The organism is Geodermatophilus sp. URMC 64 (assembly GCF_053502555.1).
In genome coordinates this window covers 5194719-5216599 of sequence record NZ_CP199955.1, presented here as the reverse complement: position 1 = coordinate 5216599, position 21881 = coordinate 5194719, and the positions used below count along the sequence as shown (strand labels likewise).

Sequence of the window (21881 nt, the reverse complement as noted above, 5' to 3'; positions counted from 1 at the left end):
CGGGGTTCGATGATCGCCGCGGGACACCTCCCGCCAGACACGCGTGGCGGTCGCACCTGGACCGCCCGGGACACAGAAGGCGGGGAGCCATGACGCGGCGCGCCCGGTACCTCATCCCTCTCGCACTGGCCTCCGTGCTGGCCACGGCGGCCTGCGGCGAGTCCGGCTCCTCCGGCACCGGCGGTGGCGACGACAGCGGCGGCACCGCGGCGGGCGACGCCTGCGCCCCCGTGGCCGGTGACCAGCTGGTCGTGCTGGAGGACGACAAGCACCTGCAGAACGCCGACAACGTCATCCCGGCGGTCAACGCCGCGGCGGCCGCGGCCAACCCGGCCCTGCTCGACACGCTGAACGCGGTCTCCGGGGTGCTCACCACCGACGACCTGATCGAGATGAACGCCGCGGTCGACGTCCAGCGGCAGAGCGTCGAGGACGTCGCGGCCGGCTACGTCGCCGACAAGGGCCTGGACTCCGGCGTCAGCGGCGGCAGCGGCCCGGTCGTCGTCGGTGCCGCCGACTTCACCGAGTCGCAGGTGCTGGCCACGCTCTACGCCGACGTGCTCAACGCCGCCGGCTTCCAGGCCACCGTGCAGACGGTCGGCAACCGCGAGCTGTACCTGCCGGCGCTCGAGCGCGGCGAGATCCAGGCCTTCCCCGAGTACCTGGCCACGGTCACCGAGTTCATCGAGGGCGACGACTCCACCGAGGTCGCCTCCGGGGACGTCGACGCCACGGTCGAGGCCCTCACGCCCCTGGCCGAGGGCGTCGGGCTGGTCTTCGGCGAGCCGGCCGAAGCGGCGGACCAGAACGCCTTCGCCGTCACGCAGGAGTTCGCCGACAACCTCGGCGTCACCACGCTCTCCGAGCTGGCCGATGCCTGCGGTGACGGGTCGCTGACCCTCGGCGGGCCCGGTGAGTGCCCGACCCGGCCGGCCTGCCAGCCGGGCCTGGAGGAGACCTACGGCCTGAAGTTCGCGGGCTTCCAGGAGTTCGACGCCGGCGGCCCGCTCACCAAGGCGGCCATCCAGCAGGGCGAGGTCTCGATGGGCCTGGTGTTCAGCTCCGACGGCGCCCTCGCCCAGAGCTGAGGCCTCCCTGCAGGGTCCCGCCGCGAGCGTGCGAGTGGCGGGGCAGGGACGTCCTTCACCAGCCGCCGGGTGGGAGCTGCTCGCCGGCGTCGACGGGGACCGCGGTGCGGTTCCCGTCCGGCGCCAGCGGGCAGGACCACCGCGGGTCGTAGGTGCAGGACGGGTGGTAGGCGAAGTTGAGGTCGACCACCAGCCGCTCGCCGGTCCCGCCCAGGTCCGCGCCCTTGATCGTGTCCAGCAGGTAGCGGCCGCCGCCGTAGGTCGTCCGGCCCGCGCTGCCGTCACGCAGCGGCAGGAAGACCCCGCCGCCGTAGCCGCCCAGCCACCAGACGTCGACCGGCCCCAGCGGCCCGAGCGTCACGGTGCCGATCCGGTCCAGGGGGACGACGCCGTCGCTGTCGGTCTGCAGCTCCAGCCGGCGCGGCTCGGCCGGCGCCAGCGTCGCCTCGAACCGCAGCGCCGGGTCGTACGCCGCGAACGGCAGGCCGGCGAAACCGCGGCGCGCGGCGGCGTCCAGCGGGGAGTCCGGGTGCGAGGCGAACAGCTCGTCGCGGCCGTCCCGCCAGGTGCGCCACCCGGCCTCGGGATCGGCCGACGAGCGAGCCGCGGCGTAGAGACCGGCCACCCGGCGGCGCCAGTCGAGCAGGGACAGCGACATGCGGTCACTGTGCCCGACGCCGCTCGCTCCTGAGCCGTTCCTCCCGGTCGGGATCACTGTCCGCCGTTACGCTGTCACCATGCGGGGGCCCCAGGACGACGACGTCGCCCGGCACCCCGCCCCGAGGGACCGCCGGGACGAGCCCCCGCCGTCCTCGGCGCTGCGGACCTCCGGCCTCGTCGCCGGATTCGTCCTCGCCGTGGCGGCCACCGCCGTCGTCTTCCTCACCGACAACCCCCAGCACCTGCGGCTGGCCGTCATCGCCGCGGCGTGGGCGTTCGTGCTCGCCGCCTTCCTCGCCGGACGGCGCCGCGCCGAGACCCAGGCCGCCGCCGAGCGCGAGGCCGAGCTCCGGCGCGGCTACCAGCACGAGCTCGACCGGGAGGCCGCCGCCCACCGCGCGTACGAGCTGGAGCTGGAGAACGAGCTGCGCCGCGAGGCCGAGCAGTCGATGCGCGCGGAGCTCACGGCGCTGCGCCAGGAGATCGCCGGCCTGTCCGGACTGCGCGACGAAGTTGCCCGGGTCTCGTCGCTGCGGGACGAGGTCGCCCGGGTGTCCGCGCTGCGCGACGACGTGGCCGGGCTGGCGGCGCTGCGCTCCGACGTCGCCTCGCTCTCCGCGCTCCGGGAGGACCTCACCCAGCTCGCCGAGTTGCGCGCCGACATGGGCCGGCTGCGGGCCGAGCTCACCGAGCAGCTCAACGGCGAGATGCTGGTCGAGCGGATCCTGCTGCGCACCCAGTCGATCCGGACGCCGGCCGACGCCGGCACCGCCGAGACCCCGCGCACCGTCGAGGCGCCGGCCATGTGGGAGGACGACCGCCCGCCGCGGGAGCTGACCGGTGGCTGGCCCGCGGTGCGCCTCGACGACCTGCCGGAGACGCGGCAGGCCGAGCGCGTGCGCGTGGACCGGCCGCTGCCCGGGAGCCGGCCGGCGGCCGCCTCGTGGACGGTGGAGCAGTCGGCCGCCGCGTGGAGCACGCCGTCGTGGGAGCGCACGGATCCGGCGCCCGGGACGGCGGCCTTCCCGCCGGCCCCGGCGCCGGCCGCACCCGCGCCGCCGGTCACCGCCCGGCCCACCCCGCCCGCGCCTCCGCCGCCCACGCCCCTGGAGTGGCTGGCCGACCGCGCCCTCGTCGAGCCGGCGGACACGGCGCCGCGCCGTTCCCGCCACGCGGCCGCGGAGCAGGCCGACCACCCGCCGCGGCACGAGACGCCGGCGTGGCAGGAGGTCGCGACGCCGCCGGCCGACCGGCAGCCCCCGGTGCCGCAGCGCCGGCGCCGCACCGACGAGCCGCTCGACGACCGCACCGAGGAGCGGCCGGCCGCCCCGGCGACGAGCTACGAGCCGATCGTCCGGCCGTCGCCGTCCCCCCGGCCCTCGCCCCGCCCCCGGCCGACGCCCGCGCCGGCGCCGGTGCACGAGGAGGCCGACTCCGCCGGGCACCGGCGGCTGGCCGAGATCCTCGCCGACCGTGAGGCGCAGCCGCCGTCGGGCGGCCGTCGCCGGAGGCGCTACCGCGACGAGGACGAGCCGGACGACGTGCTGGCCCGCGTGCTGGGCCAGAACTGACGCCGAGCGGTCAGCGCGGCCCCTTGGAGAGGCCGCCGCCGTCGATCACCAGGGTCTGCCCGGTGATCCACCCCGCGCCGTCGCCCAGCAGGTAGGCCGCGGCCTCGCCGACGTCCTCCGGGACGCCGAGCCGCTTCAGCGGGTAGTTGGCGGCGACCTCGGCCTCGCGGCCCTCGTAGAGCGCGCCGGCGAAGCGGGTCTTCACCACGGCGGGCGCCACCGCGTTGACCCGCACCTTCGGGCCGAGCTCCACCGCCAGTTGGATGGTCAGGTTGATCAGCGCCGCCTTGCTGACGCCGTAGGCCGCGATGTTCTCCGACGACCGCAGCCCGGCCACCGAGGCGACGATGAGTATGGAGCCGCCGTGCTCGGCCATCCACGCCCGCCACGCCTCCTGCACCAGGCCCAGGCTGGAGACGACGTTGGTGTCGAGGACCTTGCGGAACGTGTCCAGGTCCAGGTCGACGACCGGTCCGTACACCGGGTTGACGCCGACGTTGCCCACGAGCATGTCCAGGCTGCCGAAGGTCTCCACCGCCGTGCGGACGGCGTGGGCTCGGTGCTCGGCGTCGCCGGCGTGACCCGGCACCGCCACGGCCACCTCCGCGCCGCCGAGCGATTCCACCGCCTCGGCCAGCGCCTCGGGCTTGCGGGCGGTCAACACCACCCGCGCACCGCGGTCGACCAGGCTCTGCGCGATCGCCAGGCCGATGCCCCGGCTGCCGCCGGTCACCAGTGCGGTGCGTCCCTCCATCGAGGGCTTGCCTGCGGACACGCGTCCTCCTTCGTCGGGCCCCGTCGCCGCGCGGAGCGTAGGTGCGGGCCCCAGGGTGAGGCACCCCACACTCCCGATCCGTTGCGGGGTGCGCACCGCGGTCACACACTCGCCATCGGTGCCACACCCGCGTGACACATCCGGGTTGCAGCGGGGACGGCGCCGGAACCACCCAGCGAGACCAGCGCTGCCCACCGAGGTCCACGACGGCGTGGACCCGCCCCTGAGTCCGGTACCCGCGAGGGACTGGAACGAGAGGTGCACCGATGCCTGCTGCCCGCAGGACCCATCGCGCTGCCGGCCTCGCGCCCGCCGCCACCGCTCCCGCCCGCCTCCGCGTGGGTGTCATCGGCGCGGGCCGCGTCGGTGCCGTGCTCGGCGCCGCGCTCGCCGCCGCAGGACACGACGTCGTCGCGGCCGCCGGCCTGTCCACCGCCTCCGCCGAGCGGGCCGCCCGCCTGCTGCCCGGCGTCCCCCTGCTGCACGCCGACGAGGTCGTCGCCACCAGCGACCTCGTCGTCCTCGCGGTGCCCGACGACACCCTGCCCGGCCTGGTCGCCGGCCTCGCCGAGACCGGCGTCTGGCGCCCCGGGCAGATGGCCTTCCACACCTCCGGCGCGCACGGGCTGGCCGTGCTCGCGCCCGCGCAGCTGGCCGGCGTCCTGCCGCTGGCGCTGCACCCCGCGATGACCTTCACCGGCGCCCCCGAGGACGTCGACCGGCTCGTCGGCGTCCCGTTCGGCGTCACCAGCCGCCCCGAGCACCGCGCAGTGGCCGAGACCCTGGTGCTGGAGATGGGCGGCGAGCCCTTCTACGTCGCCGAGGCGGACCGGCGGCTCTACCACGCCGCGCTGGTCACCGGCGCCAACCACCTGGTCACGCTGGTCGCCGAGGCGGCCGACCTGCTGCGCTCGGCCGGCGTCGAGGAGCCGGCGCGGGTGCTGACGCCGCTGCTCACCGCGGCGCTGGACAACGGCCTGCGGCGCGGGGACCGCGGGCTCACCGGCCCGGTCAGCCGCGGGGACGTCGGCACCGTGGCCGACCACCTCGAGACGCTCAACGAGCGCGCGCCGGCCTCCGTGGCCGCGTACGTCGCCATGGCGCAGCGGACCACCGAGCGGGCGCTCGGTGCCGGCCGGCTCAAGCGGCACGAGGCCGCTCCGCTGCTCGACCTGCTCTACGACGCCGTGCCGTCCGCCCACCCCACGACCCCGCCTGACACCGCGAGCTCCCGGTGAGCGTCGGAACGCCCCCGGCCGTCGCCGAGTCCACCGCCGAGCTCGCCCGACTGCGCGCGCAGCTGCCCGGCCTGGTGGTGCTCGTGCCCACCATGGGCGCGCTGCACGAGGGGCACCGCACCCTCGTCCGCGCCGCCGGGCAGCGCGGCGGCAGCGTGGTCGTCTCCGTCTTCGTCAACCCGACCCAGTTCGGGCCGGGGGAGGACTTCGACCGCTATCCGCGCACCTGGGACACCGACCTGGCCGCGCTGGCCGAGGAGGGCGCCGACGTCGTCTTCCACCCGCCGGTCGAGGAGGTCTACCCGCCGGGGTCGCTGGGCGTGACCGTGCAGCCCGGTCCGCTCGGCGGCGTGCTCGAGGGCGCCGTCCGGCCGGGGCACTTCGCCGGCGTGCTGACAGTGGTGGCGAAGCTCTTCGGCCTGGTGCGCCCCGACATCGCGATCTTCGGCGAGAAGGACTACCAGCAGCTGACGCTGATCCGCGCCATGGCCCGGGAGCTCGCGCTGGGCGTCGAGGTGGTCGGCGTCCCCACGGTCCGCGAGGACGACGGCATGGCGCTGTCGAGCCGCAACCGCTACCTGTCCGCGGAGGAACGGCACACCGCGGCGGCGTTGTCCGCGGCGCTGCGTGCCGGCGCCGACGCCGGCCGGCAGGGCGCCGAGGCGGTGCTCGCCGCCGCGCACGAGGTGCTCGCGACCGCGCCCGGGCTGGTCCTCGACTACCTCGAGCTCACCGACCCCGACCTCGGCCCGGCGCCCGCCGCCGGCCCCGCCCGCCTGCTGGTCGCCGCCCGCGCCGGCAGCACCCGCCTGATCGACAACGTGCCCGTGAACCTGGGAGCCCACCGATGATGCGCACGATGCTCAAGTCCAAGATCCACCGCGCGACGGTGACCCAGGCCGACCTGCACTACGTCGGCTCGGTCACCATCGACGAGGACCTGCTGGACGCCGCCGACCTGCTGCCCGGCGAGCAGGTGGCCATCGTCGACGTCACCAACGGCGCCCGCCTGGAGACCTACGTCATCCCTGGTGAGCGGGGCAGCGGCGTGATCGGCATCAACGGTGCCGCGGCGCACCTGGTGCACCCCGGCGACCTGGTGATCATGATCAGCTACGGCGTCATGGACGAGACCGAGGCGAAGAGCTACATCCCCAAGGTGGTGCACGTCGACGGCGCCAACCGCATCGTCGAGCTGGGCGGAGACCCCGCCGCGCCCTCCCCGGGTGTACTCGGGCAGGTGCGGGGCGACACGATCCGGGGGTGACGACACTCACCGCGACCGGCCTTCCGCTCCGGCTCGCCGCTCCCGCCCCGGGCTGGGAGCTCTCCGCGGACGTCTGCGTCGTCGGCTCCGGGGTGGCCGGGCTCTGCGTCGCCCTGCACGCGCGGGCGGCCGGGCTGTCGGTCGCCGTCGTCACCAAGGTCCTGGTGGACGACGGGTCGACCCGGTGGGCGCAGGGCGGGATCGCCGCCGTCCTCGACCCGTCCGACAGCCCGGAGGCGCACGCCCACGACACCTTCGTCGCGGGAGTGGGCCTCTGCGAGCCGGCGGCCGTCGACGCCCTGGTGCACGAGGGCCCGGAGCGGCTGCGCCAGCTGATCGGCTGGGGCGCTGCCTTCGACCGGGACCACCTCGGCAACCTGCTGCTCACCCGCGAGGGCGGGCACTCGGCGAACCGGATCGTGCACGCCGGCGGTGACGCGACCGGCGCCGAGGTGATGCGCGCGCTCTGCAGCGCCGTGCACGCCGATCCCGGCATCACCCTCGTCGAGCACGCGATGGTGCTCGACCTCCTCCGCGACACCGACGGCCGCGCCGCCGGGGTCACCCTGCACGTGCTGGGGGAGGGCAGCGAGGACGGCGTCGGCGCCGTCCGCGCCCGCGCGGTCGTGCTGGCCACCGGCGGCATGGGGCAGGTGTACGCGGCCACCACCAACCCGTCGGTCTCCACCGGGGACGGCGTCGCGCTCGGCCTGCGCGCCGGTGCGGTCGCCACCGACCTGGAGTTCGTGCAGTTCCACCCCACCTCCCTGTACCGCGGCCCCGGGGCCCGCGGGCAGCAGCCGCTGGTCAGCGAGGCGCTGCGCGGCGAGGGCGCGGTGCTGGTCGACGGCGCCGGCGAGCGGTTCATGACCGCCGTGCACCCGATGGCCGAGCTCGCCCCGCGCGACGTCGTCGCCAAGGCGATCACCCGCATCCAGCTGCGCGACGGCGTGCCGCACGTCTGGCTCGACGCCCGGCACGTGCCCGATCTGGCCGAGCGGTTCCCGACGATCGTGGCCAGCTGCCGGGCGGCCGGCATCGACCCGGTCACCGAGCTGATCCCGGTGACCCCGGCCGCCCACTACGCCTCCGGCGGCCTGGCCACCGACCTGTCCGGACGCACCACGGTGCCCGGGCTGTACGCGTGCGGCGAGGTCGCCTGCACCGGCGTGCACGGGGCCAACCGGCTGGCCTCCAACTCGCTGCTGGAGGGGCTGGTCTTCGCCGCGCGCATCGGCGACTCGCTGGCCCGGGAGCTGCCGCCGCCGGAGCCGGCGCGCGCGGAGGAGCCGTCGACGTCCGGACTGCTCGACCCAGCGGGCCGCGACCGCGTCACCGGGACGATGTCGGAGCACGTCGGCGCGCTGCGCAACGGCGCCGGGCTGAGCCGGGCCACGGCGGACCTGGCGGCCCTGGCCAGAGGACTGAGCCCGCTGCGGCCCGGGGTCGAGAGCTGGGAGGCCACCGACCTGCTCACCGTGGCCGGCGCGCTGACCGCCGCCGCGGCCGCCCGGGAGGAGACCCGCGGCTGCCACTGGCGCGAGGACCACCCCGGCACGGAGGAGGCGTGGCGGGTGCACGTCGACGTCCGCCTCGACGACGACGGCCGCATGCACCTCACCCGCCGCCCGGTCGGCGCGCCCGTCGGAGGTGGCTGGTGAGCGGCGACCCGGCCGACCTGACCGGCACCGGCCTGTCCGAGGCCTGGGTGGCCGAGCTCGTCGAGCGCACCCTCGCCGAGGACCTCACCGGCGGCGCGCCGCTGCCCGGCCCGCCCGACCTCGCCGTCGCCCACGACGTCACCAGCTCGGCCACCATCCCGGCCGGGCAGCTCGGCACCGCCGACCTGGTGGCCCGGGCGGACGGCGTGGTCGCCGGCCTGCCGGTGGCCGCCCGGGTGTTCCTCCGGCTGGCACCCGGCGCCACCCTGACCGGCGTCGCCTCCGACGGCGACCGCGTGCGCCGCGGCGACGTGCTGCTCACCGTCCGCGGCCCGGTGCGGGCGCTGCTGGCCGCCGAGCGCAGCGCGCTGAACATCGCCAGCCGGGCGAGCGGGATCGCCACGCACACCCGCGCCTGGGTGGACGCGGTCGAGGGCACGAAGGCGCGGGTCCTCGACACCCGCAAGACGACGCCGGGGCTGCGGCCGCTGGAGAAGTACGCCGTCCGCTGCGGCGGCGGCGAGAACAAGCGCATGGGCCTCTACGACGTGGCGATGATCAAGGACAACCACGTCGCCGCCGCTGGCTCGGTGGCCGCCGCGGTCGCCGCGGTGCGCGAGCGCGCCCCGAAGGTCACCGTGCAGGTCGAGGTCGACACCCCCGCGCAGGCGGTCGAGGCCGTGGCGGCCGGTGCCGACTTCCTGCTCTGCGACAACATGCCTCCGGCCGTCCTGCGCGAGGTCGTGGAGCAGGTCGGCGGGCGGGCCGAGCTGGAGGCCACCGGCGGCCTCACCCTGGCGGTCGCCCGCGAGGTCGCCGGGACGGGCGTGGACTACCTGTCCGTCGGCGCGCTGACGCACAGCTCGCCGATCCTCGACCTCGCCCTCGACCTGCGGGCCGGGTGACGGATGCTCCTCACCGTCGACGTCGGCAACAGCCAGACCGTCCTCGCAACCTTCGACGGCGCCCGGCGGGTCGGCTGCTGGCGGGTCACGACGCAGCCGCGGGCGACCGCCGACGAGCTGCGCATGCTCTGGCGCGGCCTGCTGCGCGACGCCGAGATCACCGGGGTGGCGGCCTGCTCGACGGTGCCCGCGCTGCTGCCGACCCTGCGCCAGCTGCTCGACTCCCTCGAGGTGCCCGTCGTCCTGATCGGGCCGGGGGTGCGCACCGGCGTGCCGCTGCACGTGGACAACCCCCGCGAGGTGGGCGCCGACCGCGTGGTCACCGCGCTGGCCGCGCACGAGCTGTTCGGCCGCTGGCCCGACGGCCGCGGCCGACCGGTGGTCGTCGTCGACTTCGGCACGTCGACCAACGTGGACGCCATCGGCCCGGACGGGCAGTTCCTGGGCGGCGCACTGGCCCCCGGGGTCGAGGTGAGCCTGGACGCGCTGGCCACCCGGGCCGCGCAGCTGCGCTCGGTCGAGCTGACCGTGCCCCCGCAGGCGATCGGGAAGAACACGGTCGCCGCGCTGCAGTCGGGACTGGTGCTCGGGTTCGCCGGGCTGGTCGACGGCCTGGTCGCCCGGATCGCGGCCGAGATCGTGGCGCAGTTCGGGGCCGCCCCGGTCGTCGTCGCCACCGGCGGGCTCTCGCCGGTGGTCGTCGACAGCTGCCGGTCGATCGGCGAGCGCGAGCCCGACCTCACCGTGCACGGGCTGCGGCTGGCCTTCGAACGGCATCAGGCTGTCCGTCACCCGCCCGCCCAGCGTCCGGCCTCCCCGTAGGCTGTGCGGCGTCATGACCGATGAACCCCCCGGCGACGACCTACCCGAACAGCTGCGCGTCCGCCGCGCCAAGCTCGACCGGCTCCGCGAGGCCGGTGTCGATCCCTATCCGGTGGCGGTGCCCCGCACGGCCACGCTGGCCGAGGTCCGGGAGAAGCACTCCGACCTCGAGCCCGACACGATGACCGGCGAGCGGGTCGGCGTCACCGGGCGGGTGATCTTCGTCCGCAACACCGGCAAGCTGTGCTTCGCGACGCTGCGCGAGGGCGACGCCGAGCTGCAGGTGATGCTCTCCCTCGACCGGGTCGGGGACGACTCGCTGGCCGCCTGGAAGGCCGACGTCGACCTCGGCGACCACGTGTTCGTCGAGGGCGAGATCGGGACGTCGCGCCGCGGCGAGCTGTCGGTGTTCGCCGACCGCTGGCAGCTCACCGCCAAGGCGCTGCGGCCGCTGCCGGTGGCGCACAAGCCGATGAGCGAGGAACTGCGGGTCCGCCGCCGCTACGTCGACCTGATCGTCCGTGACGAGGCGCGGCGGACCGTCCGCCAGCGCGCGACGGTGATGGGGACGCTGCGGTCCGGGCTCACCGCGCGCGGCTACCTCGAGGTCGAGACGCCGATGCTGCAGACGGTGCACGGCGGCGCGGCGGCGCGGCCGTTCCGCACCCACATGAACGCCTTCGACCTCGACCTGTACCTGCGGATCGCGCCGGAGCTGTTCCTCAAGCGCTGCATCGTCGGCGGGCTCGACCGGGTGTTCGAGATCAACCGGAACTTCCGCAACGAGGGCGCCGACAGCTCGCACTCGCCCGAGTTCGCGATGCTCGAGTGCTACCAGGCCTACGCCGACTACCAGGTGATGGCCACGCTCACCCGCGAGCTGATCCAGGAGTGCTCGGCCGCGCTGTTCGGCGACCACGTCGCCCGTCACCACGACGGCACCGAGGTCGACCTCTCCGGCGTCTGGCCCCAGATCCCCCTCTACACCGCCGTCTCCGACGCCGTGGGGGAGGAGATCACCCCCGAGACGCCGGTCGAGAAGCTGCGCGCCGTCGCCGAGCGGCACGACGTCGGCGTCGACCCCGCATGGGTGCCCGGCAAGGTGGTCGAGGAGATCTTCGAGGCGCTCGTCCAGCACACGCTGCAGTCGCCGACCTTCGTCGTCGACTATCCGGTCGACACCTCGCCGCTCACGCGGGCGCACCGCAGCGCGCCGGGCCTGGCCGAGAAGTGGGATCTGTACATCGGCGGCGTGGAACGCGCCACCGCCTATTCCGAACTCGTCGACCCGGTGGTGCAACGGGAACGTTTCAGCGCCCAGGCGGCGCTCGCCGCGGCGGGTGATCCCGAGGCGATGGTGCTCGACGAGGACTTCCTGGAAGCGCTGGAGTACGGCATGCCGCCGACCGGTGGCATGGGCATGGGCATGGACCGGTTGATGATGACGCTGACCGGCCTCGGCATCCGCGAGACCATTCTCTTCCCTCTGGTGCGCCCGCTTTCCACCTGAGAGAACGCTGTGCGTTCCGAAACTCGTCGTCCGAAGGCTGGAATCTTCATTCTCTCAAGTGACGCCACGCCCGGACATTGGTCAAATGGTCGGGAGTTGTGGTGGAATGAGCCGCACCCCGACCCGGGTGGAATTGACCCCGCCCGGGCGGCTCGACGAAATGAGGAACGAATGGCGCGCAAGGTTCAGGTCATCCTGAGCGACGACCTCGACGAGAACGTCTCCGCGGACGAGACCGTGAGCTTTGCCCTCGACGGCACCAACTACGAGATCGACCTGTCGGACAAGAACGCCAAGGAGATGCGCGACGTCTTCTCGCGCTACGTCCAGGCGGCGCGCAAGGTCGGCCGCGCCGCCGGCCGCGCCTCGGGCGGGGGCCGCTCGCGTGCCACCGGTGGTGGCCGCATGGACCGCGAGCAGGCCGGCGCCATCCGCGACTGGGCCCGCAAGAACGGCCACCAGGTCAGCGACCGCGGCCGCATCCCGGCCAGCGTCGTCGAGGCCTACGAGGCCGCCCACTGAAAAACACCCCGTCCTCCTCACCCTTCGCAAGCTCAGGGTGAGCCTCTGGACGGGGCGGCCGTTCCGGCAGGTCACCTTCGGCCCGGTTCCCCTTCGGGGAAGCCGGGCCGTCGGCATTACCGAGGGGTAGGCGGGGCGGGCGGGAGGGGATGGACGGCGTCCGGCGCGTCGGCGGCGTGTCCGCTGACGGCGTAACACGGGCGGAACACCTCTGCGCCAGCATCGGTTGGACCGGACAGCCACCCACCGTCCCAGGGCTTCCGCCGACGGGACGGCGTGGTCCGTGACTACAGTGGAATGACCGGTGCGCCAGCGCGCCGACTCCAGTCGGATGTTCCCCCCGGGCAACCGGGGAGAACGAGCCGGACCAGCCGGTCAGAGGAGAAGCAGCAGATGTTCGAACGGTTCACCGACCGAGCCCGCCGAGTCGTCGTCCTGGCCCAGGAAGAGGCCCGGATGCTCAACCACAACTACATCGGCACCGAGCACATCCTCCTGGGCCTGATCCACGAGGGTGAGGGTGTCGCGGCCAAGGCGCTCGAGTCCCTCGGCATCTCGCTGGAGGGCGTCCGCCAGCAGGTGGAGGAGATCATCGGCCAGGGCCAGCAGGCCCCGTCCGGGCACATCCCCTTCACCCCGCGGGCCAAGAAGGTGCTCGAGCTGTCGCTGCGCGAGGCGCTGCAGCTCGGCCACAACTACATCGGCACCGAGCACATCCTGCTCGGCCTGATCCGCGAGGGCGAGGGCGTCGCCGCCCAGGTCCTCGTGAAGCTGGGCGCCGACCTCAACCGCGTCCGCCAGCAGGTCATCCAGCTGCTCTCGGGCTACCAGGGCAAGGAGCCGGCCGCAGCCGGTGGCCCCGCCGAGGGCACGCCGTCGACCTCGCTGGTCCTCGACCAGTTCGGCCGCAACCTGACCCAGGCCGCGCGCGACTCCAAGCTCGACCCGGTCATCGGGCGCGGCAAGGAGATCGAGCGGGTCATGCAGGTCCTGTCGCGGCGGACCAAGAACAACCCGGTCCTCATCGGCGAGCCCGGCGTCGGCAAGACCGCCGTCGTCGAGGGCCTGGCCCAGGCCATCGTCAAGGGCGAGGTGCCCGAGACGCTGAAGGACAAGCAGCTCTACACCCTCGACCTCGGCGCGCTGGTCGCCGGTTCCCGCTACCGCGGTGACTTCGAGGAGCGGCTGAAGAAGGTCCTCAAGGAGATCCGCACCCGCGGCGACATCATCCTGTTCATCGACGAGATCCACACCCTCGTCGGGGCCGGTGCCGCGGAGGGCGCGATCGACGCCGCCAGCATCCTCAAGCCGATGCTGGCCCGTGGCGAGCTGCAGACCATCGGCGCCACCACCCTCGACGAGTACCGCAAGCACCTCGAGAAGGACGCCGCCCTCGAGCGGCGCTTCCAGCCGATCCAGGTGGGCGAGCCGACGCTGACCCACACGATCGAGATCCTCAAGGGCCTGCGCGACCGCTACGAGGCGCACCACCGGATCAGCATCACCGACGGCGCCCTGGTCGCCGCCGCGACGCTGGCCGACCGGTACATCTCCGACCGCTTCCTGCCGGACAAGGCGATCGACCTGATCGACGAGGCCGGCGCCCGGATGCGGATCAAGCGGATGACCGCCCCGCCGGACCTGCGCGAGTTCGACGACCGGATCGCCGGCATCCGCCGCGAGAAGGAGTCGGCCATCGACGCGCAGGACTTCGAGAAGGCCGCGTCGCTGCGTGACAAGGAGAAGCAGCTCCTGGGCGAGAAGGCCGAGCGCGAGAAGCAGTGGAAGGCCGGCGACATGGACGTCGTCGCCGAGGTCGACGACGAGCAGATCGCCGAGGTGCTGGCCAACTGGACCGGTATCCCCGTCTTCAAGCTCACCGAGGAGGAGACCACGCGTCTGCTCCGCATGGAGGACGAGCTCCACAAGCGGATCATCGGCCAGGAAGAGGCCATCAAGAGCGTCAGCCAGGCGATCCGGCGCACGCGTGCGGGCCTCAAGGACCCGCGCCGTCCGGGCGGTTCGTTCATCTTCGCCGGCCCCTCGGGTGTCGGTAAGACGGAACTGGCGAAGGCACTGGCGAGCTTCCTCTTCGGTGACGACGACGCGCTCATCCAGATCGACATGGGCGAGTTCCACGACCGCTTCACCGTTTCCCGTCTCGTCGGTGCGCCTCCCGGTTACGTCGGTTACGACGAGGGTGGCCAGCTGACCGAGAAGGTGCGGCGCAAGCCGTTCTCGGTGGTGCTCTTCGACGAGATCGAGAAGGCGCACCAGGACGTGTTCAACACGCTCCTGCAGGTGCTCGAGGACGGCCGGCTCACCGACGGTCAGGGCCGGATCGTGGACTTCAAGAACACGATCCTGATCCTCACGACCAACCTCGGTACGCGGGACATCTCGAAGGCGGTCGGCCTCGGCTTCCAGGCCGGGAACGACACGCAGTCGAACTACGAGCGCATGAAGACCCGCGTGTTCGACGAGCTCAAGCAGCACTTCCGGCCCGAGTTCCTCAACCGAATCGACGACATCGTCGTGTTCCACCAGCTGACCGAGGCCGAGATCATCCGGATCGTCGACCTCATGCTCGCTCGCGTGGAGACCCAGCTGTCGAACAAGGACATGGCGCTCGAGGTCACCGAGCCGGCCAAGAAGCTGCTGGCGCACCGCGGCTTCGACCCGGTGCTGGGCGCCCGGCCGCTGCGCCGGACGATCCAGCGGGAGATCGAGGACGCGCTGTCGGAGAAGATCCTCTACGGCGAGCTGGCCGCCGGCCAGATCGTGGTGGTGGACATCGAGGGCGAGGGCGCCGAGGCGAAGTTCACCTTCCGCGGCGAGGCCAAGCCGATCGACGTGCCCGACACCCCGCCGGTCGCCCTCTCGGGCGGCGACGAGGAGGGCCCGGCCGCCAAGGCCGAGTGACCCGCTAGGCACAGAGGCCGCTCCACCCGCTCGGGTGGGGCGGCCTCTGTCGTTTCCAGCCGTGATCATCGGCGACTGGCTGCCACTGACGGCGTGTCGTGCAGCCAATTGCCGATGGTCAACTCCGCGGCAGGGTGAAGCGGCCGTCGGGAGTCTGCTCGACCAGGCCGTCGACCAGCAGCGAGTCCAGGCAGCGGGACCGCTGGACGGCGTCGTCCCAGGCGGCGTCCAGCTCCGCCGCCTCCACCGGGTGCGCCGCCGCGCGCAGCACGTCCAGCAGCCGCCCGCGCACCTGCCGGTCGGTGCCAGCGAACTTCTGCACCCGCCGCGGCGGCCCCTCGTGCGGCGGGCAGCCGGCCAGCCGCCAGGCGCAGCGGTCGCGCACCGGGCAGACGGCGCACCGGGGCGTCCCGGCCACGCAGACGAGCGCGCCGAGCTCCATGGCCGCGACCGAGAAGCGCACCGCCCGCGCCGGGTCCGCCGGGGCCAGCGCGGCGACGTCGGCGAGGTCGCTCGCCCGCGCGGTGTCGGCCTCGGCGCGGCCGTGCACCAGCCGGGCCACCACCCGGCGCACGTTCGTGTCGACCACCGGCTGCGGGCGCCCGTGCCCGAAGCAGGCCACCGCGCGGGCCGTGTAGGTGCCGATGCCGGGAAGCGCCTCCAGGGCGGCCACGTCGTCGGGCACCGCGCCACCGTGCCGTTCGGTGAGCGCGACGGCGGTCTCCCGCAGCCGCAGCGCCCGCCGCGGGTAGCCCAGCTTGCCCCAGGCCCGGATCACCTCCGCCGGCGTCGCCGCGGCCAGCGCGGCGGGGGTGGGCCACTGCGCCATCCATGCCCGCCAGACCGGCTCCACGCGGGCCACCGGGGTCTGCTGCAGCATCACCTCGCTGACCAGCACCGCCCAGGGATCCACGCCCGGCCGGCGCCACGGTAGGTCGCGCGCGGCGGTGGCGTACCAGTCGACGAGGACCTCGCCGGTGTCGCTCGTCGGGGTGTCCACGACGGTCCAGTGTGCCGTTCCCCGGCAGCGGCGCGCCGGAGCGGTCCGGTCCGGCCCGGCCGTTACCGTTCCCGGCGTGTTGCACCCGGTCGGCCCTCTCCCGGCCGCCGTCTACTGGCGGCGACGCGCCCTGGCGCTCACCCTGGTGCTCTCCGTCCTCGGCGGCGGCGGATGGACCGGCTGGGCCGTCGCCACCGGCCGGATCACCGACGCGACGGCGACCGCGTCGTCCACCCGCCCGGCGGGCACCTCGATCGCCGTCCCCGCGCTGGAGCGGGTGCTCCCGTCGCTGGCCAGCGTCCGGACGCCGACCGTGGCGACGACGACGGCTCCGCCGGCCGAGGAGACCCCGCCACCCGCGCCGCCCCCGCCGGCACCGGGCGGGCCGTGCACCGACGACATGATCGGGCTGGAGGTGCGGACGCCGGGCAGTGCCCCGGTCGGCGGGAAGCCCACCTTCGAGCTGGCGGTCACCAACACCTCGCCCGTCCCCTGCGTCCGGGCCCTGGACAAGCAGCTGCAGGAGCTCGTGCTCCTCGACGGCGCGGGCGCACGTGTCTGGGGCAGCAACGACTGCTTCCCGGAGATCAGCAGCGACCTGCGCACGCTCGCGCCCGGTGAGGTGGTCACGTTCCCGGTGGTGTGGGGCGGGCTGTCCAGCGAGCCGACCTGCACCGCGCCCCGGGCGCCGCTCGCGCCGGGCGCCTATGTGGTCCGGGGCCGGCTGGACACCGCGGTGAGCCCGGACGCGCCCTTCACCATCCTCTGAAGGCCCCGTCCAGAGGCTCGGCCCGAGCTTGCGAGGGCTGAGGAGGACGGGCAGAAGGACCTCCCTCCTCCCCGCCACTCGCAAGCTCGCGGCGGGCCCCTGGAGGGAGGCCGTCCTCAGCTGTAGCGGTCGAGGATCGAGGTCTCGGCCAGCCGGGACAGCCCCTCGCGGATGCCGCGGGCCCGCGCCTCGCCGACGCCCTCGACGGCGAGCAGGTCCTCGATGGTGGCGGCCAGCAGCTTCTGCAGCCCGCCGAAGTGGTCGACCAGCCGGTCGATGATCCCCGTCGGCAGCCGCGGCACGCGGGCCAGCAACCGGTAGCCGCGTGGGCTGACCGGGGAGTCCAGCGCGTCGGGGGACGTCGGCAGGCCGTAGCAGCGGGCGACCGCCGAGAGGTCGAGCAGCTCGGTGGCCGACAGCGCGCGGAGGTCGGTGAGCACCTGGTCGATCGTCCGCGGACGACGGCCGCCGCCGGGCAGGTAGTCGCGGACCAGCAGGCCGCGGTCCTCCTCGACGCCGGCGAGCATCTCGTCCAGCTGCAGGGCGAGCAGCCGGCCGTCGGTACCGAGCTCGACGACGAAGCCCTCGATCTCGTCGGCGATCCGGCGGACCATCTCCAGCCGCTGGCTGACGCTCATCGCGTCGCGGACGGTGACCAGGTCCTCGATCTCCAGCGCCGAGAGGGTGCTGGCGACCTCGTCGAGGCGCAGCTTGTAGCGCTCGAGGGCGGCCAGGGCCTGGTTGGCGCGGGCCAGGATCGTGGTCGGGTGCTCGAGGGTGTAGCGCCGGCCGGCCACGTACACCGAGATGATGTGCATCGACTGGCTGACCGAGATCACCGGGAAGCCGGTCTGGATCGCCACCCGCTCCGCGGTGCGGTGCCGGGTGCCCGACTCCTCGGTGGGGATGGTCGGGTCGGGCATGAGGTGCACGCCGGCGCGGACGATCCGGGTGCCGTCGTAGGAGACGATGACCGCGCCGTCCATCTTCGCCAGCTCCCGCAGCCGGGTGGCCGACAGCGCCACGTCGAGGGCGAACCCGCCGGTGCACAGCGACTCGACGACGCGGTCGTAGCCCAGGACGATCAGCGCGCCGGTGCGGCCGGCCAGGATCCGCTCGAGCCCGTCACGCAGCGCGGTCCCCGGTGCGATGCGGCCGAGGAGTTCCCGCAGGGCGACCTCGGGGTCCACAGCGGCGGGCACGAGCGCTCCTGACGGTCGAGACGTTGCGGCGGCTGAGTCTACGTGCACGAACGGCGGAGAGTCGGGCTCGGGACCCCGCGGACGTGTGCGGCGCGACGCCGGCTCAGTCGGAGAACAGCCGGGCGAAGGCGGTGCCGAGGTCCGGCACCTCGATCAGCCGCATCCCGGGCGGCGCCGTTCCGGCGTCCTCGGGCACCAGCGCCACGCGGTAGCCCTGCCGGGCGGCCTCGGCCAGCCGGCGGCCGGTGCCGCCCACGCGGCGGATCTCGCCGGACAGGCCCACCTCGCCGAGCGCGACCACGCCCTGCGGCAGCGGGCGGTCCTTGGCGGCGGAGGCGATCGCCAGCGCGAGGGCGAGGTCGGCGGCCGGCTCGGCGATGCGCACGCCCCCCACCGAGGCGGCGAAGACGTCGGCGTCGGCCAGCCGCACCCCGCCCCGGCGCTCGACGACGGCGTTGACCATCGCGACCCGCTGCGAGTCCAGGCCGCTGACCGCCCGGCGCGGCGAACCGCCACCGCCGGAGGTAGCGACCAGCGCCTGGACCTCGGCCAGCAGCGGGCGGCTGCCCTCGAGCGTGACCGTGACGCAGCTGCCCGGCACCGGGGTGGCGCGGCGGGACACGAACAGCGCCGACGGGTCGGGCACGCCCACGACCCCGGCGTCGCCGATCTCGAAGCAGCCGATCTCGTCGGCGGGACCGAACCGGTTCTTGGCCGCCCGGATCAGCCGCAGCGTGGAGTGCCGCTCGCCGTCGAAGGAGATGACGACGTCCACCAGGTGCTCGAGCGCCCGCGGCCCGGCGATCGCGCCGTCCTTGGTGACGTGCCCGACCAGGATCGTGGTCATCCCGCGGGCCTTGGCGACGCCGGTCAGCCCGCTGGCCACCGCGCGGACCTGGGTGGACCCGCCGTCGGTGCCGTCGACCGCGGGGGAGCGCACCGTCTGCACGGAGTCGAGCACCAGCAGCGTGGGGTCGACGTCCTCGACGTGCGCCAGGACGGCGGACAGCTCGGTCTCCGCGGCGAGGTAGAGCCGCTCGTGCAGGGCGCCGATGCGCTCCGCCCGCAGCCGCACCTGCGCCGCGGACTCCTCGCCGGACACGACCAGCGCCGGCCCGTTGGTGGCCGCGACCCGGTGGGCCACCTCGAGCAGCAGGGTCGACTTGCCCACGCCCGGCTCGCCGGCCACGAGCAGCACCGCACCGGGCACGAGCCCGCCGCCGAGGACCCGGTCGAACTCCTCGATGCCGGTGGGCACGGCCCGCGCCTCGGCCAGGTCGACCTGGGCGATCGGGCGGGCCGGCGCGGACACCGGACCGGCCGCCACCGCCCGCAGCGGCGACGCCGGGGCGCCGACCTCCTGCAGCGTGCCCCAGGCCTGGCACTCGGGGCAGCGGCCGACCCACTTGGCCGAGCCGTAGCCGCACTCGGTGCAGCGGTGGGCGGGACGGGACTTCACTCCGGCAGGTGGCACTCGCCGACGGTAACGCCGGGGTCCGACAGTCCCCGGGAGGCGACGGGGAAGGGGGAGGACGGCGTCAGCCGTTGCCCTCCTCGCGCTGGCTGGGGATGCCGCCGGCGGCCTCGTTGCCCGGCTCGTCGCCCTCGTTCTCCTCCTCGTGGAAGTTGAACGCGCTGCCGCGGGCGACCTCCCTCGACGGGACGGCGACCGGCACCTGGAGGGTGATGTCACCGGCGCGCTGGAAGGTGAAGGTCAGCTCGATCGTCTGGGCCGGGGTCAGTTCCCCGCTCAGCCCGACGAGGGTCACCGTGGGGCCGTTCTGGCCGAGGAAGAGCGTCGAGTCGGCCGGCACGGTGATGTTCAGGGCTCGCTGGCCGCCGGAGGCGCTGGTCGGTGCCGCGGAGGTGGTCGCGGTCGGCGACGCGGGCGCTCCCGTGCCGGTGGAGGAGCCGGTCACGCGGACCCGCTCGAAGCCGGTGCCGCTGATCCCGGTGAGGGCGTCGTCCTCGGCGCCGTCGTTGACCACGGCCATGTTGAGCTCGGCGTCGTCCCCGGCGGAGTAGGAACCGCTGGTCGGGTAGGCGAGCTGCACGGCACGCAGCTCGAGGTCGCCGACGATCGCCGACGGGCCGACCTTGTCGCGCAGCTGGGTCGAGGTCTGGTTGACCTGGCCGGCGCTGCACGCGGAGAGCGCCACCGGCGTGAAGAGCAGGACACCCACCGTGGCGGCGCGCAGTGCGCGGTTCACAGCCGTCGACCTCCCAGGGGACGTGCGGACCACCGGCGCCGGTGGCACGACGGGATCAGTTCCCGAATGGGGCCGAGCGTAACGGTCGACCTCCGGGCGCCGCCCGCAGGGAAGGGGCGCCGCGTCGCCGTCCTCCAGTTCCGGTGCGGACCCGCCGATGGAAGGGGGAGCACGACTCGGACCTGGGGAGGACGGATGGCGATCGGGCCTGCCTTCGACGGCGTCCTGACCGCGGCGCAGGTCGGCGCCGGCTGGGCGTTCGAACAGCTCTACCGCGACCTGGCGCCCGCCGTGACCGGCTACCTGCGGCTGCACGGCGCCGCCGAGCCCGACGACCTGGCCAGCGAGACCTTCCTCGGCGTCTTCACCGGCCTGGCCGGGTTCAGCGGCGACGAGGCCGGGCTGCGGTCGTGGGTCTTCACCATCGCCCACCGCCGGCTGCTCGACGACTGGAGGCGGCGCAGCCGCCGGCCCCAGCTCGCCGACGACCCGGGGGACCTGGTCGAGCTCGCGGGCGGCGACGTGGAGGACGACGTCCTGCTGCGGGTCGGCGCCGAGACCGTGCACGAGCTCTGCGCGGGACTGCCCACCGACCAGCGGTCGGTGCTGCTGCTGCGCATCCTCGCCGACCTCACGGTCGAGCAGGTCGCCGAGGTGATGGACCGCTCCGTGGGCTCGGTCAAGGCACTGCAGCGACGCGGCCTGCGCACGCTGCGGGACCGCCTCGACACCTCGACGGAAAAAACTTCCCGGCGCGGCGTACCCCTGTCGGCCCGCCCGGCGATGACGGGGGCGAGATGACCAGAACAGCCGACGACGCAGCCGTCGAGGACGCCTTCGAGGCGGCCCTCGCCGGCCGGCCCGCCCCCACGGGGGCGGCCGGCCGGTCCGACGGCCTGGCCGCCTTCACGGAGGCGGTCCGGGCGACGGCGGACCGGCCCGGACGGCCCTCCGCCGCCCTCGCCGATCTGTTCGCCGACGGTCTTCTCACCGACCAGTCGAGCCCGTCCACCAGGACGGCCCCCACGGCCGGGAACCCGTCGCGGTCCCGGAACCGGAGACGGAGACGTTTCGCCATGTTCATCCCCGCCCTCATCGCCAAGTTCCTCTCCGCCGGCGCGGTGGCCCAGGCCGCCACTGGCGCGAGCATCGTGCTGGTGGCCTTCACCGGCGCCGGGTCCGCCGGCGTCCTCCCCGACCCGCTGCAGCACGGGTTCGCGACCGTCGCCGAGACGGTCGGCGTCCAGGCGACCGACCCGGAGGACGTCCCCGCCGCGGACGACGCGACCTCCGAGGAGGAGCTGACCACCGAGGAGCCCGCGCCGACCGAGGACGACGTGGTCGCCCCGGAGGCCGAGGACACCGAGGACACCCAGGCCGTCGAGGAGCCGGTGGCGGCCGAGGACGAGCAGCTGTCCCGGGAGGAGTGGGAGAAGGGTCCGGACGGCTACCCGTCCTTCGGTGCGTGGGTCAGCGCCGGTGCCCGCGAGGGGTACGCGAACGGGGCGACCATCAGCGAGTGGGCCCACCGGAAGCACGTCGAGTGGCCCGTGGACGACGACACCGCGACGCCCGAGGCCCCGGCGGAGGAGTCCGACGTGGACAGCGCCGAGCCCGAGGCCGAGGTGACTCCGGAGGAGACGGCCACCACGACCGTCCGGGGCAACTCCGGCAACGGCAACGGCAACGCCGGTGGGAACGGCAACGCCGGCGGCAACGGGAACGGCCACGGCAACTCGGGCCGCGGCAACCGCTGAGG

20 protein-coding genes are annotated in these 21881 nt (G+C 74.5%); 14 read left to right on the top strand and 6 right to left on the bottom strand.

Annotated features, from left to right (window positions below):
* The first annotated feature begins 89 nt into the window (after positions 1-89).
* Positions 90-1088, top strand: a complete 999-nt coding sequence (locus tag ACWIYF_RS25530) for a glycine betaine ABC transporter substrate-binding protein (RefSeq protein WP_448625625.1) — start codon at positions 90-92, stop codon at positions 1086-1088.
* A gap of 55 nt (positions 1089-1143) precedes the next feature.
* On the opposite strand, the gene ACWIYF_RS25525 is transcribed toward ACWIYF_RS25530, so the two are convergent.
* Positions 1144-1746: a DUF1684 domain-containing protein gene (locus tag ACWIYF_RS25525; RefSeq protein ID WP_448625624.1), complete on the bottom strand. Its 603-nt coding sequence runs from the start codon at positions 1744-1746 to the stop codon at positions 1144-1146.
* A gap of 79 nt (positions 1747-1825) precedes the next feature.
* Here ACWIYF_RS25525 and ACWIYF_RS25520 point away from each other — a divergent pair, with 79 nt between their 5' ends.
* A complete protein-coding gene (locus ACWIYF_RS25520) occupies positions 1826-3319 on the top strand; it encodes a DUF6779 domain-containing protein (protein ID WP_448625623.1) in 1494 nt (497 codons plus the stop codon).
* A 10-nt stretch (positions 3320-3329) separates the two neighbouring features.
* Here the strand turns inward: ACWIYF_RS25520 and ACWIYF_RS25515 are convergent, their stop codons facing one another.
* Positions 3330-4094 (bottom strand): SDR family oxidoreductase, encoded by a 765-nt coding sequence (locus ACWIYF_RS25515; RefSeq protein WP_448625622.1) that lies wholly within the window; start codon positions 4092-4094, stop codon positions 3330-3332.
* 266 nt (positions 4095-4360) lie between these two features.
* Here ACWIYF_RS25515 and ACWIYF_RS25510 point away from each other — a divergent pair, with 266 nt between their 5' ends.
* The 9 genes from ACWIYF_RS25510 to ACWIYF_RS25470 all read left to right on the top strand — a co-directional run bounded on the left by ACWIYF_RS25510 (position 4361) and on the right by ACWIYF_RS25470 (position 14941).
* The gene (locus ACWIYF_RS25510; protein WP_448625621.1) at positions 4361-5332 is read left to right on the top strand and encodes a Rossmann-like and DUF2520 domain-containing protein; all 972 of its coding nucleotides are present in this window, start codon (positions 4361-4363) and stop codon (positions 5330-5332) included.
* A complete protein-coding gene (gene panC, locus ACWIYF_RS25505; protein WP_448625620.1) occupies positions 5329-6183 on the top strand; it encodes a pantoate--beta-alanine ligase in 855 nt (284 codons plus the stop codon). The genes ACWIYF_RS25510 and panC overlap by 4 nt, the downstream gene beginning before the upstream one ends.
* Positions 6184-6191: 8 nt before the next feature.
* Positions 6192-6599 carry an aspartate 1-decarboxylase gene (gene panD / locus ACWIYF_RS25500; RefSeq protein ID WP_448625619.1) on the top strand — a complete coding sequence of 136 codons (408 nt, stop codon included), beginning with the start codon at positions 6192-6194 and terminating at the stop codon, positions 6597-6599.
* Complete coding sequence (locus ACWIYF_RS25495) at positions 6596-8260, top strand: L-aspartate oxidase (RefSeq protein ID WP_448625618.1); 1665 nt, start codon at positions 6596-6598, stop codon at positions 8258-8260. Before panD ends, ACWIYF_RS25495 begins: the two co-directional genes overlap by 4 nt.
* The gene (gene nadC / locus ACWIYF_RS25490; RefSeq protein ID WP_448625617.1) at positions 8257-9165 is read left to right on the top strand and encodes a carboxylating nicotinate-nucleotide diphosphorylase; all 909 of its coding nucleotides are present in this window, start codon (positions 8257-8259) and stop codon (positions 9163-9165) included. The genes ACWIYF_RS25495 and nadC overlap by 4 nt, the downstream gene beginning before the upstream one ends.
* A gap of 3 nt (positions 9166-9168) precedes the next feature.
* The gene (locus ACWIYF_RS25485) at positions 9169-9987 is read left to right on the top strand and encodes a type III pantothenate kinase (RefSeq protein WP_448625616.1); all 819 of its coding nucleotides are present in this window, start codon (positions 9169-9171) and stop codon (positions 9985-9987) included.
* Between the two features lie 13 nt (positions 9988-10000).
* The gene (lysS, locus tag ACWIYF_RS25480) at positions 10001-11497 is read left to right on the top strand and encodes a lysine--tRNA ligase (protein WP_448625615.1); all 1497 of its coding nucleotides are present in this window, start codon (positions 10001-10003) and stop codon (positions 11495-11497) included.
* A gap of 171 nt (positions 11498-11668) precedes the next feature.
* On the top strand, positions 11669-12019 hold the full coding sequence (locus ACWIYF_RS25475; protein ID WP_448625614.1) for a histone-like nucleoid-structuring protein Lsr2: 351 nt from the start codon (positions 11669-11671) through the stop codon (positions 12017-12019).
* Positions 12020-12412: 393 nt separating this feature from the next.
* The gene (locus ACWIYF_RS25470) at positions 12413-14941 is read left to right on the top strand and encodes an ATP-dependent Clp protease ATP-binding subunit (protein ID WP_448625613.1); all 2529 of its coding nucleotides are present in this window, start codon (positions 12413-12415) and stop codon (positions 14939-14941) included.
* 118 nt (positions 14942-15059) lie between these two features.
* Here ACWIYF_RS25470 and ACWIYF_RS25465 read toward each other — a convergent pair whose 3' ends face one another.
* The gene (locus tag ACWIYF_RS25465; protein WP_448625612.1) at positions 15060-15941 is read right to left on the bottom strand and encodes an A/G-specific adenine glycosylase; all 882 of its coding nucleotides are present in this window, start codon (positions 15939-15941) and stop codon (positions 15060-15062) included.
* Positions 15942-16017: 76 nt separating this feature from the next.
* Between ACWIYF_RS25465 and ACWIYF_RS25460 the strand changes: the two genes are divergently transcribed.
* A complete protein-coding gene (locus ACWIYF_RS25460) occupies positions 16018-16710 on the top strand; it encodes a MucR family transcriptional regulator (RefSeq protein WP_448625611.1) in 693 nt (230 codons plus the stop codon).
* Positions 16711-16826: 116 nt separating this feature from the next.
* Here the strand turns inward: ACWIYF_RS25460 and disA are convergent, their stop codons facing one another.
* From disA to ACWIYF_RS25445, 3 genes are all read right to left on the bottom strand, one after another.
* Positions 16827-17912, bottom strand: coding sequence for a DNA integrity scanning diadenylate cyclase DisA (disA, locus tag ACWIYF_RS25455; RefSeq protein ID WP_448625610.1), 1086 nt, complete (start codon positions 17910-17912; stop codon positions 16827-16829).
* Between the two features lie 103 nt (positions 17913-18015).
* Positions 18016-19386, bottom strand: coding sequence for a DNA repair protein RadA (gene radA, locus ACWIYF_RS25450; protein ID WP_448625609.1), 1371 nt, complete (start codon positions 19384-19386; stop codon positions 18016-18018).
* A 64-nt stretch (positions 19387-19450) separates the two neighbouring features.
* Positions 19451-20122, bottom strand: coding sequence for a hypothetical protein (locus ACWIYF_RS25445; RefSeq protein WP_448625608.1), 672 nt, complete (start codon positions 20120-20122; stop codon positions 19451-19453).
* 195 nt (positions 20123-20317) lie between these two features.
* On the opposite strand from ACWIYF_RS25445, the gene ACWIYF_RS25440 reads away from it, so the two are divergent.
* Positions 20318-20923 carry an RNA polymerase sigma factor gene (locus ACWIYF_RS25440; protein ID WP_448625607.1) on the top strand — a complete coding sequence of 202 codons (606 nt, stop codon included), beginning with the start codon at positions 20318-20320 and terminating at the stop codon, positions 20921-20923.
* Positions 20920-21879: a hypothetical protein gene (locus tag ACWIYF_RS25435; protein ID WP_448625606.1), complete on the top strand. Its 960-nt coding sequence runs from the start codon at positions 20920-20922 to the stop codon at positions 21877-21879. The genes ACWIYF_RS25440 and ACWIYF_RS25435 overlap by 4 nt, the downstream gene beginning before the upstream one ends.
* The last annotated feature ends 2 nt before the right edge of the window (positions 21880-21881 follow it).